This is a genomic window from Streptomyces sp. CC224B (assembly GCF_030010595.1).
GTDB classification, from domain to species: domain Bacteria; phylum Actinomycetota; class Actinomycetes; order Streptomycetales; family Streptomycetaceae; genus Streptomyces; species Streptomyces longispororuber.
Genome location: NZ_JASCXL010000026.1, coordinates 40247 through 53079, shown reverse-complemented (window position 1 = coordinate 53079; position 12833 = coordinate 40247). Strand labels below are relative to the sequence as shown.

10 protein-coding genes are annotated in these 12833 nt (G+C 73.7%); 1 reads left to right on the top strand and 9 read right to left on the bottom strand.

The annotated features are described in order from the left end of the window. Positions 1-7: 7 nt before the first annotated feature. Together QK440_RS13180 and QK440_RS13175 are read right to left on the bottom strand one after the other, a co-directional pair. The gene (locus tag QK440_RS13180; RefSeq protein ID WP_282793258.1) at positions 8-1357 is read right to left on the bottom strand and encodes a serine hydrolase domain-containing protein; all 1350 of its coding nucleotides are present in this window, start codon (positions 1355-1357) and stop codon (positions 8-10) included. Between the two features lie 84 nt (positions 1358-1441). Then, complete coding sequence (locus QK440_RS13175; RefSeq protein ID WP_282793257.1) at positions 1442-2662, bottom strand: cytochrome P450; 1221 nt, start codon at positions 2660-2662, stop codon at positions 1442-1444. Positions 2663-4021: 1359 nt separating this feature from the next. Here QK440_RS13175 and QK440_RS13170 point away from each other — a divergent pair. Further along, the gene (locus tag QK440_RS13170; protein WP_282793256.1) at positions 4022-5266 is read left to right on the top strand and encodes a serine protease; all 1245 of its coding nucleotides are present in this window, start codon (positions 4022-4024) and stop codon (positions 5264-5266) included. A gap of 47 nt (positions 5267-5313) precedes the next feature. On the opposite strand, the gene QK440_RS13165 is transcribed toward QK440_RS13170, so the two are convergent. The 7 genes from QK440_RS13165 to QK440_RS13135 form a co-directional block, all read right to left on the bottom strand. Continuing rightward, positions 5314-6774: a WGR domain-containing protein gene (locus tag QK440_RS13165; protein ID WP_282793255.1), complete on the bottom strand. Its 1461-nt coding sequence runs from the start codon at positions 6772-6774 to the stop codon at positions 5314-5316. 114 nt (positions 6775-6888) lie between these two features. Beyond that, a complete protein-coding gene (locus QK440_RS13160; RefSeq protein WP_282793254.1) occupies positions 6889-8487 on the bottom strand; it encodes an alpha/beta hydrolase in 1599 nt (532 codons plus the stop codon). 220 nt (positions 8488-8707) lie between these two features. After that, complete coding sequence (locus QK440_RS13155; protein WP_282793253.1) at positions 8708-9805, bottom strand: RICIN domain-containing protein; 1098 nt, start codon at positions 9803-9805, stop codon at positions 8708-8710. Between the two features lie 14 nt (positions 9806-9819). Next, entirely contained in the window at positions 9820-10242 is a 423-nt protein-coding gene (locus QK440_RS13150) for a peptidoglycan-binding domain-containing protein (protein WP_282793252.1), read from the bottom strand. An 83-nt stretch (positions 10243-10325) separates the two neighbouring features. Then, entirely contained in the window at positions 10326-10844 is a 519-nt protein-coding gene (locus QK440_RS13145) for a hypothetical protein (protein ID WP_282793251.1), read from the bottom strand. A 32-nt stretch (positions 10845-10876) separates the two neighbouring features. Then, on the bottom strand, positions 10877-11341 hold the full coding sequence (locus QK440_RS13140; protein WP_282793250.1) for a hypothetical protein: 465 nt from the start codon (positions 11339-11341) through the stop codon (positions 10877-10879). Between the two features lie 246 nt (positions 11342-11587). Beyond that, positions 11588-12700 (bottom strand): hypothetical protein, encoded by a 1113-nt coding sequence (locus QK440_RS13135; RefSeq protein WP_282793249.1) that lies wholly within the window; start codon positions 12698-12700, stop codon positions 11588-11590. Positions 12701-12833: the final 133 nt, after the last annotated feature.

Sequence of the window (12833 nt, the reverse complement as noted above, 5' to 3'; positions counted from 1 at the left end):
TGTGGGGTCAGGCGGTACGGGTGCGGCGGGCGGTGCGGCCGGAGATCTGCACGCGGTCGACGGCGCCGGTGACGGGGTCCCGGTGGAAGTGCCCGCCGGGCTCGCGGCGGCCGGTGGCCGGGTCGACGAGGTCGCACGTCAGGTCGGGGTAGCAGACCAGGGGCAGCGGCAGGTCGCCGTCCACGGACAGCGCCGGCGCGCCGGCGTCGTCGAGGGCGATGCGGTACTCGGTCGCGCCGTTGCGGTAGGTGCCGGCGCACTCGGGGAACGGGACGGGCTCGCCGCGGTGCGCGGGTGCCGGAGCGGTCGGCACGCGCACGCCGGTGAGCCGGGTGAGGTCGTCGGCGAGGTCCCGCCACAGGGCGGTGGCGCCGCCGGCGTTGCCGGTGAAGGCGACCACCACGCCGCTGTCGGGCTCGGCCCGCAGGTGGCAGGAGGTGCCCTGGGCGTTGCCGTCGTGGCCGCACCACCAGCGGCCGTCCTGGTGGAACAGCGCGAGCCCCGGGCCCCAGGCGTCCGCGAGGACTCCGGGGGCGGCGCCCGGCACGGCGGTCCGCAGGTGCGCCGCGACGGCGGTCGGCAGCACCGCGGACCGGCCTATCAGCGCTCTCCCGAGGGTCGCCAGGTCCAGGGCACTGGCCAGCAGGGCGCCCGCGGGCGCCTCGACGGGGGCGAGGTTCTGCCGGGCCGGGCGCAGTTGCCCGGTGGCGGTGTTGACGGCGTGGCCGGCGGCGACCGCGCGGGCGGGGGCGGTGTCGTCGAGGTGGGCGGGTGCGGTGCCGAGCGGCTCCAGGAGCAGGGCCCGGACGGCCTCCTTCCACGTCATGCCGGTGACGGACTCGATGAGCCGTCCGGCGGCGACGTAGCCGGCGTTGGAGTACGAGAAGCCGGCGCCGGGTGTGAACAGCGCGTCCTGGGCGGTGCAGGTGCCCGTCAGGTAGCGCGGGACGGTCGTGCCCGCGGCGGTGTCCGAGTCGGGTCCTGTGGGCAGGCCCGCGGTGTGGCTGAGCAGGTGGCGAACCGTTACCTCAGGTAACGCGCGTAGCTCGGGCACGAACGAGGCGGCGGGGTCGTCGAGGTCGAGGTCCCCGTCGTCGGCGAGGAGGAGCACGGCGGCGGCGGTGTAGACCTTGGTGACGGATCCCAGGGGGACGGCCGTGTCCGCGGTGAACGGAGTGCCGGTGGCGGCGTCGGCCGTGCCGGTGTGCACGCTGACCACGTCCGCCCCGGTGTCCACGGCGAGATGGGCGCCGGGGACGCGGTGGGTGCGGGCGAGTGCGTCGAGGCGGTCCTGCAGCGCTTGGCGCAGGCGGGACGGTGACCGCTCGATGATCGTGGTGGCGGTGGTGTACGGCATGAGGAGGTGACTCCTGTTGACGGTGACTCAGGGTGGGGGCACGCCGCCCGGCGGGCTCCGGGCCGGGCGTGGTGGCGCGCGTGCTTACGGTCTGACGACGTCGACCGGCAGGTGGCGTACGCCGACGAGGACGGCGGGGTTCTGGTACGTGACGTCGTCGTAGGTGGGGACGGCGAGGTCGCGGAAACGTTGGAGCAGCATGCGCAGCGCGATGCGGGCCTCCAGGCGGGCCAGAGGCGCGCCGAAGCAGAAGTGGATGCCGTGCCCGAAGGTCAGGTGGGGGTTCGGGCTGCGGGTGATGTCGAGGGTGTCCGGCGCGGTGAAGCGGCCGGGGTCGCGGTTGGCGGCGCCCAGGTGCGCCATCACCAGGGCGTCGGGCGGGAGTTCGTGGCCGCCGAGGACCACGGGTTTGGCGACGCGGCGGCCCAGCTCGGGGAAGGGCGGCAGCCAGCGCAGCACTTCCTCGATGGCGTCCGGCAGCCGCCCGGGGTCGGCGCGCAGGGCGGTGAGCGCCCCGGGGTTGCGGTCGAAGGCGACCAGCGCGTTGCCGAGGAGGGCGGTGGTGGTGACGTGCCCGGCGACCAGGAGCAGGGCCACGAACCCGACCATCTCCTGGTCCCGCAGGCGGACGCCGTCCACTTCGGCGGCGATGAGCTTGCTGGTGAGATCGTCGCCGGGGGTGGTGCGGCGGCGGCGGATGTGCTCGAGGACGTAGCCGTTCATCTCGCGCACGGTCGGGGCGATGGCCTCCAGGGCGCGCTCCAGGTCGGCCATGTCGGGCGCGTCGCCGAGCTGGTCGCCGCCGAAGAGGGTGGCGGCCCACTCCTGGAACAGCGGGTGGTCCTCGGCGGGGATGCCGAGCAGTTCGGCGATGACGATGATGGGCAGGGGGTAGGCGAGCGCGTCGACCATGTCGATCCGGTCGCGGTCCGCCACGGCGTCCAGGAGGCGGGCGCAGACGGCCTCGATGCGCGGTTCGAGCCCGTGCACCACGCGCGGCGTGAACGCCTGGCTGACCAGGGTGCGGAACTTGCGGTGCTCGGGCGGGTCCATGCCGACGAAGTTGCCCTGCTTGAACGCCTCGAAGTCCTCCTGCGTAGGGGCGATCGGGGTCATGTCCGAGGAGTACGTCGCCGGGTCCGCGAGCACGGCGGCCACCCCTTCGTGGCTGACGACCTGCCACACCCCTTGCGCCTCGTCGTAGCGGACCGGTCCGGCCTCGCGCAGCGACCGCCACCGGTCGGTCAGGGTGTCGAACAGCAGGTCTTCCTGCGCCGACGGGCTGCTGGTCGAGTTGCTGGTCACTTCTCTCCCTTGTGTGGGGGACGCGCGGGCACGGCGAAAGCAGGGATGGGGCGGTGACGTGGGCCGCACCGGCCCGGGCGCGCCGGACGGTGCCGGCCGCCACCCCCGGGCGACTCGCGTCCGCGCGGCGCCGTGAGGGCACCCGGGGATCCGGCGAGGGGGGTGGACACGCGTGCGGACAGGCGGAGCGTCCGTCACGGAAGGTGGGCGGGTCTTACCGACGGGCGGTGTCCTCACCGGCCCGTGCGCCTGTCATCCGTCCGTCACCAGGGCCGCTCGGCCCGGGTCAGCACGTCCGCCCCGGCGCACTTCGGCATTCCGTCCGCCCTTGGGCGAAGGGCGGCACCTGTTGCGCGGACCAAGCCGACATCACTCATCCCCCAGTGAAACGTTCCTCGCGGCAGGTGCGCGAGACTTCCCCATGCTCGTACGAATCGGTGGCGCGGGCCCGTGAACGCGAGCCCCCCAGCTACGGACGAGGACGTACACACATCCCGTCGAAGCGTTCCTGCGCTTTGCACCACGCATATTCAGAGCACCCTCGCCACAGTCTTCACGGCGGGTCACTCGATAGCAACCCCCAGAAGTTGAATGGAGGGCACTTCCGCCGTCCGTTTCGATTAACCGCCGAGTAGCTTTCCGGTGGTCTAGTTCGCGTCTCAACAGTCCGATGGGGACCGCCGCCACCGCGTGTGCCCCGGCGCCCCACAGTCAAACACGCCGGTATGAAAAACGTCGCCTTCCGTTTACGCGCATCCGGCCACGGACGGCTCCCGCCTGGGAAGAGCGCCCAACTCCGGCCATGAACACCTGCCGTTGTGGCAGATGTTGATCGAATTCGTGCACTGTCGCGCGTACTTGATCCTCTCCCCTGACATGCGGCGACCAGAGATGCCCGACTCGCCCCGATCCCTCATCGGACCGCCGAGTAACCCTGGCTGAATGCAATGGGGGCGCACGGGGGCGCACAGTCACGCACAGTGCGCGGGCGCGCGCTTCGATCAGAAACGGCTTTCTTTCCGAAGGCCGCCAGAAATTCTCTCCACTTAACGGCGAATGTCGGGTTGACGCCCAATGTCGTGGCCAGTGCTTAGGGTATGCACACAACAGTCGAAGAAGATCTGGAAACAACGGCCTCGATGGCATCAACAGGGCGCATTCACCCCGGAACACGAAACTCCCGGCTCTGGCCGACACTCGGCTCACTTGTTGTCATGTACAGGTCTACTCTGGCGCTGTATCCCGTACCGCGCGGTCCGCGTCGGGCCCGGCAACCGGAACCCCCCGGGCCCGCCGGATCGGGCGGGCGGCGGTCCATGCCCGCCGCCCGCGCTCCGCCGACTCCACCAGGAGGTCACCGTGTTCACTCCCCTGCTGACGGCCGCCGTGCTCGTCTCCGCGGCCGTCCTGACTCCCGCCGCGCCGCCTCCGGCGGACGCGGCCGCCCCGTTACGCGTCCAGGACGCGTCGGCGTCCGCCCGGGGTCCGGCGGCGGACACGCCGGTCGCTCCGGTTCCGGTCGCGGGCGAGGAGGAGGCGGCCGCTCTGCGGCTCTCCTCCGCCGGCGGCCCGGACCGCCACGAGGTCCGGCACGCCGGAGCGTCGTACGTGAAGGTGCACTTCGACCGGTTCCGGCTCGCGCCCGGTGACTACGTGACGGTGGCCGATCCGACCGGGCGCGAGACGCACACGTACCACGGCGACCCGGTCCGGGGCGGCGCCGCGCCCGGTGACGCGGGGTTCACGCGGCACGGCCGCACCGGCTTCGCCGCGCTGTCGGTGGACGGCGACACCGCCGTGGTCACCCTGCACCGGCGCGCGAGACACGGTTCGCACGCGAGACACGGTTCGGAGGTGTCGGTCGACCGCTACTGGCGGGGCTACTCCGCGGCGGAGTTCGCCGCCCGGAATCCCTCCAGCGCCCGCAGCGTGTGCGGCGCCGACGGCCGGCGTGACGCGGTCTGCTACAAGAGCAGCCACCCCGCGCCGTACGCCGCGTCACGCGGCGTCGCCCGCATGCTGACGAACGGCGCGGGCTACTGCACCGCCTGGCGTGTGGGCCGGGGCAACCACATGATGACCAACAACCACTGCGTCAGCACGCAGTCCCAACTGGACACCATGGAGGTGCAGTTCGACTACGACTGCGCCACCTGCGGTGGCAACGACCCGCGTCCCGGCACCAAGGTCGGCGCCGCCGCGCTGCTGCGCACCTCGGCGAGCCTGGACTACACCGTGTTCAGCGTGGACGACTTCGACCGCGTCTCCCCGTTCGGCACGTTGTTCCTGGAGACCCGCGCCCCGGTCGCCGGTGAGCAGGCCTACGTCGTCGGCCACGGCGACACCCGGCCCAAGCGCATCTCCCTCTACGAGGAACGTGACGGCGGGGCCTACTGCGGGGTGCGGACCCCTCAGCTGGGCACCGAGGACGTCGGGTACTCCTGCGACACCTCCGGCGGCAGCTCCGGCTCCCCGGTCGTGGCCGGCTCGTCCCACAAGGTGATCGCCCTGCACTGGGGCGGCTCCTGCCCGACCAACGTGGGCACGCGCATGGACCGCATCCACCCGCAGGTCCAGGACCTGATCGACAACCGGCCCTCCTGAGCGACGGGGCCCGTTCCGGCGCGCGGGGCCCGTCCCCCGCGCGCCGGTCACCGCAGTCGGCGGATGTCCCCCCGCACGCGGTAGAAGCCGCCGGCCGCCGCGTGCAGGGCGTCCACGACGTAGCGTGCCCCGGGCTCCCGTATCGCGCGGGGGAACTGGACCTTCCAGGACGGTTCGTAGCCCTCGGAGACCACGTGGACGCGGAGGCGGCCGTGTTCCTGGACGCATTCGACGACGACCGCCCCGCTGGGGGCGTGGGTGACGGTGGCCACCGAGCCGGCCGTGGTGGCCGGCTCGTAGGTGGGCAGCGCGGCGGCGAGCTTGACGTCCCGGGCGACCGGCACCGTGCCCTGCTGCGCGGCGGTGACGGCCTCCTCGCTCGCGTCGACGCACACCAGCGAGCCGTCCGTGGTCACCAGGTACAGCCGCTCGTCGTGGTACTGCATCGACAGGGCCGAGCCGCCGCCGGTGCCGAGCTTCCACAGGCGCGTGCCGTCCTGGTCGAAGCAGTAGACGGAGGACGACGCGTCGCCCGCGAAGACGAACCGTCCGCCGGGCGAGGTGGCGCAGGAGTACACCGGGCTGTCGCAGGTGTACGTGGCCTCGATCGCGCCCGTCGCCTTGCGCAGCCGCTGCACCACGCGGTGCGCGGTGCCCGCGTACACGGCGTCGTCCTCCTGCCAGCCGAAGAGGACGCCGCCGCGCGTGGTGGTGTGCCACAACTCGCCGCCGCCGTCGGGTGCGTAGGCGGTGACGCCCCGGTGGTGGCCGTGGTAAACGGCCCGGTCGTCGGCGCGGACCATCCAGGCGTGCTCGCCCTGGCTGCGGCGCGCCCACTGGTGCTCGTCCTCGTGGTCGATGACGGTGAGCCGGCCCTCGCGGTCCGAGACGTCCAGGATGCCCTCGTGGATGTCCAGCCAGAAGATGTCGACGTCGGCCGCGATGTCGTAGGCGGCGAAGGGCAGCTTCGACGACAGGTCGTAGACCTTGCCGTCGTCGCAGCCCGCGTAGATCCAGAAGTCGTCGGCGACCAGGCACTTCACGCCGTCCGGGAGGCTGAAGCGGGCGCGGACGCCGCCGTCGTGGTCCAGGGTGTAGACGTCGCCCGCCTGGTTGCCGACCCAGCACAGCTCGTCGTCGACGTGGATGCCGAACGCGGCGGAGCCGGTGCGGAACCGCCACAGGACGGGCGCCACGGCGCGCGCGGTGGACGGGGCGGAGGCCACCTGGCGGCGGGTCACCGGGCGCGGGGCCCGCTGCCCCGGGACGGCCGGGGCGTATCCCTTGCGGACCTTCTCCTGCACCTTCTTCGCGGCCGCCGCGCGCGCCTTCTGTGCCGTCGGGAACGTCGTCGTCTGGGTCTGCCCGGCGGCGCCGATGCGTCCGTAGCGCACCGTCACCACCGTCCCCGCGACTTCCACCTCGTAGAACTTGTGGGCGCCGCCGCCCTCTTGCGACAGCTCCAGGTACGTCGTCGAGTGCGTCGGCTGCGCGGGCACGGCGGACATGGCAGACCCCTCCCCAGGACGGACCCGGGGCGTCTCCACCGGGTCCAGGTGCTCACACCGTAGGAGACGCCACTGACAATCACCGGCCGCCGTGCGAGACCGCCCTGTCGGGGGCTACTCCACGGGTCGCTTCACGCACGTCCGGTCGCCCTCGGGGAGCACACCCGTGGCCAGGTAGGCGTTGACCTCGTCGTCCACGCAGGTGTTGCCGTACTCGCCGTAGACGCCGTGCCGGTCGGCCCCCTTCAGGGTGATCAGCGCGGAGCCGCGCAGCCGGTTCCGCAGGGCGACGCTCCCGTCGTACGGGGTGCGCGGGTCGCCGGTGGCGGCCACCAGCAGGGCGGGGGTGGCGTGCCGGACCCGGGTGGGCCGCTCGCGGGGGCGGTCCCAGAAGGCGCAGGGCCCGATGTTGTTCGTCAGCGGGCCGAACAGCGGGTGGTCGCGACGGCTGCGCTGGATGTCGCGCCAGTAGCGCTCGGGGTCGCGGGGGGCCGCCACGTCCCCGCAGAGGATCGCGGTCTGCACGCTGCCCCAGTGCGAGCCCTCGCCGGTCATCGCGAACCGCAGGGTCTCGGCCAGGTCCGGCGGCAGCGGGGCCGGCTTGCCGGTGGCGGCCCGGGCCAGCGCGGAGACGGCCCCGGCCAGGTCCGCGCGGGCCTTGTCGGTGTCGTCGGCGATGCCCTCGACGAGCAGGAACGGCACGTGGCTGTCGTCGATCCGGTACCTCTCGGAGCCGGTGCCGACGGTCAGGGGGCCGCGCGCCGAGGCCCGGACGACGCGGTCGATCGTGGCGAGCACGCCTGCGCGGGTGCGGCCGAGGCCGTAGGTGCCGTGCCGGGCCGCCGCCCAGGACGCCCAGGCGGCGAGCGCCCGCTCGTTCTCGTCCTCGGTCCCGCGCAGGATCCGGGGCTGGTAGCGCGGGGTGTCGATCGCCCCGTCGAGGACCATCCGGTCGTAGCGGCGCGGGAACATCTGCGCGTAGACCGTGCCCAGGTAGGTGCCGTACGAGTAACCCAGGTACGACAGCTTCCGGTCCCCGAGCGCGCCCCGGATGACGTCCATGTCGCGGGCGGTGTTGCGGGTGCTGATGTGCGGCAGCACGGACGCGTTGGTGGTGCGGCACGCGTCGGCGGCCCGCTTCTGCAGGGCCACCTGCCGGTCGAAGCCCGCCCGTCCCGCGCCCGCGGAGAACAGGGTGGTGCCCATCTTCCACCCGCAGTCCAGTGGGGTGCTGCGGCCCACGAAGCGCGGGTCCATGCCGATGATGTCGTAGCGCGCCCCCACGTCCTTCATCGCGGCGCGGACGGCGGGCGGCGCGTCGAGTGTGGGGCCGCCCGGGCCGCCGTTGTTCAGCAGCAGCGGCCCCACGCGGCGGCGGGTGTCGGTGGCCTTGATGCGGGAGACGGCGACGGTGAGGGTGCGGCCGCCGGGGTCGGAGTAGTCGAGCGGCACGGTGACGTCCGCGCAGCGCGCGCCCGCCTTCTCCAGCGCGCGGCCCTCCTCGTCGCCGGGGCCGAGGACACAGCTCCGCCAGTCGAGGCGCTGGTGGTAGTAGCGGTCCAGGCCGCCCGTCGCGGCTGTCGGGGCGGGGCGCGGGGGTGCGGCGGTCGCGCTGGGCGCGGCCAGCGCCAGGGCCGCCACCGCCGTGGTGAAGGCCGTGGTCCGCAGGGTGAGTTGGCGTCGGCTGAGGGGTGCGCGCTGCTGATCGGTCATACGGGGAACGCTAGGAGCGCGGCCGTCCCCGCTCACTCCGGCCGGCCCCCGGACTTGAGGTGGAGTACGCCGTACCCGCGGGGTCGGGGAAACCGGAACGGGACCGGACGGGACGGGTCCTCCGCGCGCCGCGGGTCCGCTCCCCCGGCGCCGGGTGCCCGTGGCGTGACGGTGCCGGGTGCCCGTGACGTGACTGTCACTGAGCCGCGTGCCCGTGGTGTCACGCCGACGGCATCAGGCGCCACACCTGGTCCGCGTTCGCCGTGCGGTCCCACTGCTCCGCCTGGGCGCCCTCCTCCGTGCTCTGGCCGCGGATGCCGAGGTACTTCCCGCTGCGGAGGTTGGCGAGGGTGTAGGTGCCGCCCTCCGGCGGTCCCACCGGTGCCAGCGCCCAGGTGTGGAACTTGTAGCCGTCGCAGGAGAACTGGTTGGCGTTGGCGCCGTTGTCGAGGCTTCCGTTGCTGATGGCCAGGCACTTGCCGCTGTTGTCGTTGACCACGGCGACGTTGCCGCCGCCCAGCTCGACTACCTGCCAGCGCTGGTCGGTGCTGCCCGCGCAGGCGCGCTGGATCGCCCTGGCGCCGTCCGCCCCGCTCCGGTCGAGGATGCTCAGGCACTTCCCGCTGTGGGTGTTGACGACGGTCGTGCCCCACTGCTTGGGCGGCTGCTGCTGGGTGAAGAGCGAACCGGGCTGCTGGTTGCACTCCCACTGGCGCAGGGCGGCGCCGTCGGCGGTGGAGGACTCGGTGACCTCCAGGCACAGGGGCCGTACGGACGTCATGGTCTGGAAGCCCACGCCGTCGCCGAGGGAAACGATCCGGAAGCTCACGGCCGGGCCGCTGCCGCAGGGAGCCAGCCGGATCGCGGCTCCCGGGGCGGGGTCGGCGTTCTCCACCCCGACGCACGTGCCGCTCACCGCGCTGACGATGTTGACCGCGCCGGTGCTGGCGCCGGAGGCCTGGAGGTACCAGCGGGCGGCGGGCTTGCCGAAGCAGCGCCCTTGGCGCACCGGCTGGCCGAGCGCGGACGCCGGAGTCTCCACGCACAGCTTGCTGTGGGTGTTGACGATGTTCACCACCTGCGCGGGACCGAAGCGCGGCGCCCGGTCCGGGGCGGTGACCCGCGCCGGACCTGAGTGCGGCGCCCGGTCCGCGGCGGTGGCGTGCGCGGGCAGCCCGAGGGCCGCGGCGAGTGCGGCGCACATCAGGGCCATGACGATCCGGGCGCCCCGGCCCGGCACGCGCCGTGCGCCTCGCCGGTGCCGGGTCGCGGACTCCGTCTCCAGCCGGGCATCCATCCTCGTATCCATCCGGGACATCTCCCCACCTCTCCCTACGGGTGCAGCGCCGTCCAGGTCGCGGCGTCGACGACGCCCGTGCCGGGCAGGCTGAGCTGCTGCTGGAGGTGTCTGACGGCGGCTTCCGTGATGACCTCGAAGGAGCCGGTCATCGGCACGGTCTGGTAGCGGTAGACCTCGTTGAGGACGCACTGGAGGTGGCGCACGGCCTCGCCGCTGTCCCCCAGCTTCAGCGTGGGGTGGCCCCCCAGGTACATGCACAGGCGCCATTCGGTCGCCGCCGCGGTGGACGGGCTCGGGGTGTGGGCGAAGGCCGTCGTCGGCGCGGCGGCCAGGACGGCGGCGCCGAGCAGCACTCCGGCGGCCGCGCGCCCGTACGCCGCGCGCCCGTGTGCCAGGCGGCCGGGGCCGCGCCGGGAGGCGCGCCCCTGGGGAGTCACCCTGGGCTGACGAGACATGGGATCTCTCCGTTCCTGCGTGCTTCGGGGTACGCGGTGTTCCTGCGTGCTTCGGGGTACGCGGTTGCTTCGGGGTACGCGGCCTAGAACCACGGGCAGCGCGGCAGGCCCGGGAAGGGCTGTGCCGTGCCCGCGGGCAGACGCACGGCTTCGGTGGGGACGACGCCCCAGCCCTTGATCTTGGGCATCGAGCCCACCTGGTCGCCCTGGGTGTAGTACCAGGTCTTGCTGCCCTGGGTGTCCGCAGGCCCGGTGGTGTAGCAGGGGAACCAGGACGGCGACAGCTTCAGCCAGCCCGTGACGGGCGAGGCGAAGTCGGCCCGGGCGTACACGTCCGAGGGCAGGTTGTCGCAGTACAGGGCCTTGGTGAACACATTGCCGATGGCGTCCCGCAGCTCGATGCCCTCGCGGAGTTCGCAGGTCGCCCGCTCGGCCGCGTGCGCGGGCGCGCCGAGCCCGGCCCCGAGGGCCAGCACCGCGAGTCCCGCCGCGACGGCGGCCGTCCGCCGCCAGGCGGCCCGCAGGGCGGACGGCACCGGCCCGCGCGGCGTCCGGGCCGGACGCCGCGCACCACGTCGCTGGTCCCGCTGCTCGGTCGGCACGGCTCGCACCTCTCTCACGTCCCCGGCGGCGGTCATGTCCACGGGCACTTCGCCAGACCGGGGAAGGGGTGCTCCGGCGCCTTGACCGACGTCGCCGGCACATAGCCCCAGGCCTTGGCCGCCGGTGTGGTCACCACCTGGTCGCCCTGCGTGTAGTACCAGAGGTCGGTGCCGGGGTAGGTGCTGCCCTGCTTCCAGCAGACGAACCAGGCGGGCGTGAAGAGCATCTCCCCGCTGACCGTGCTGGTGGAGCGCGACTGGAGCCGGATGTGCCCCGGCTCCACCTCGCACAGCAGATCCCCGGTGAACCTCCGGCCGGTCCAGTCGACGTGCTGCTCGGCGGGGCGCAGCCGGCACTCCGCGGCCTGTGCCGCGGCGGCCTGCCCCGGAGCCGTCAGCACTCCGGCGAGCGCGCAGAGCGCCCCCGGCAGCACGCAGCCGCGCAGCAGTCGCGCGGCGCGCCGGCCGCGTCTTCGTACGGCAGCCCTGTCGGACATGACTCCCCCTCACGTCTCCCTGGGTGTGGGGCACTTCGCCCGACCACCCTGGGTGCTCCGACGGCAGACTGTCGCCCACGCCGCTGACATACGGCTGACATCCCTACGGCATGTGGCCGGAGCCCGTCCCGTGCCGCCCGCAGCGCCTCGGCGGAGGTGCCCCGCGCCGTCCGCAGCGCCGCACCGGGGACGCCACGTGCTGTCCGCGGCGCCGCACCGCGAACGCCGCGAGCCGTCCGCAGCGCCTCACCGGGAACGCCCGGCGGGCGGCCGCAGCCGTTCGACGCGCACCTGGCCCGGCGGGTAGGGGAAGAACGACGTCGACCCCGCCGACCAGTACTCCCGCGTCCCGGGCACCCGGGTGATCCCGTTGATCAGGACCGGGGTCGTGGACTCGGGCCCGCGCTCGCTGACCCAGTCGCCGCCGTCCCAGCGGAGGTAGTGGGCCCGGTTCCAGTCCGGGTACTCCCAGCCTGCGATGCGGTCGGGGCGGTCGCGGTCGTCGCCGACGATGCCCGTGAGTTCGCCTCCGGTGAAGGGCGCGCCGACGTACTGCCAGGCCGTGCCGTCGTAGTGGCTCAGCCGGGCCGCGGGCGGGCGGCCGCCGGGGAGGGTCCAGTTGTAGCCGCAGAGCCAGATGTCGTCCGGCGCGACCGGGAGCATGCCGGTGACGTTGCTCATCTGTCCTTCCAGCGGGATCTCGTGCCACGTCCCGTCCCAGCGGGCGCACACGCCGCTGCCGAAGATCCAGACGTCCCCGCGGCAGGAGCGGCGCACCCCGACCGCGGCGTTGTTGTTGCCGCTGGGCAGCGGCCGGATCCAGCGCCAGCGCCGCCCGTTCCAGTGCATCGTCCGGGACCGGTTCTCGTACGTCCCGACGGCCCAGGCGCTCCCGTCCGGGGCGACGGCGACGTCGTGGAGGGCGGTGTCCGCCGCGCCTTCGCCGGGGAAGGGCACCCGCTCCCAGCCGTCCCCGTCCCAGGCGTACAGGTGCCACAGGCTGTGCTCGCGGTCGAGGCCGACGGCCCAGGCCTCGCCGGAGGCGTTGGCGGCGACGCGGGTGAGGAGGCCGGCGAAGGCCAGGCCGGTGGTGTCCGTGCGGGACCAGGCCGTGCCGTTCCACCGGTACGACAGCGGTCTGCCGTACGTGGTGCGGTCGAGGCCCTCCGTGCCCACGGCCCAGGCCAGGCGGGGCCCGGCGGCCGCCACGGAGCGCAGTCCCGCCATCTCCGCGGCGTCGGGCACGGCGGCCTGCTGCCAGCCGTCGGCGCGGACGGCGGCCCGGGCGGGCAGGGCCGGCAGCAGGGTGGCCCCCGCGGCCGTGCCGAGCGCGCCCCTGACGAAACGTCTCCGGTGCATGACGATGCCTCCCCGGTGATCCGGTGTTCCGGTGGTCGAACGGCGGGTCGTGTGACGTGTGCGGTGAGCGGTGGATCGGTGCGCCCCGTGCGGTGAGCGGTGCGAGGGCAGAGCGTCCAGCAAGGCGCGGCGA

Coding starts and splice junctions, on each gene's coding strand:
- QK440_RS13165 (WP_282793255.1), bottom strand. CDS start 6,774: ATGTCCGCCGTGCCCGCGCAGCCGACGCACTCGACGACGTACCTGGAG.
- QK440_RS13160 (WP_282793254.1), bottom strand. CDS start 8,487: ATGACCGATCAGCAGCGCGCACCCCTCAGCCGACGCCAACTCACCCTG.
- QK440_RS13180 (WP_282793258.1), bottom strand. CDS start 1,357: ATGCCGTACACCACCGCCACCACGATCATCGAGCGGTCACCGTCCCGC.
- QK440_RS13140 (WP_282793250.1), bottom strand. CDS start 11,341: ATGTCCGACAGGGCTGCCGTACGAAGACGCGGCCGGCGCGCCGCGCGA.
- QK440_RS13155 (WP_282793253.1), bottom strand. CDS start 9,805: ATGTCCCGGATGGATACGAGGATGGATGCCCGGCTGGAGACGGAGTCC.
- QK440_RS13150 (WP_282793252.1), bottom strand. CDS start 10,242: ATGTCTCGTCAGCCCAGGGTGACTCCCCAGGGGCGCGCCTCCCGGCGC.
- QK440_RS13135 (WP_282793249.1), bottom strand. CDS start 12,700: ATGCACCGGAGACGTTTCGTCAGGGGCGCGCTCGGCACGGCCGCGGGG.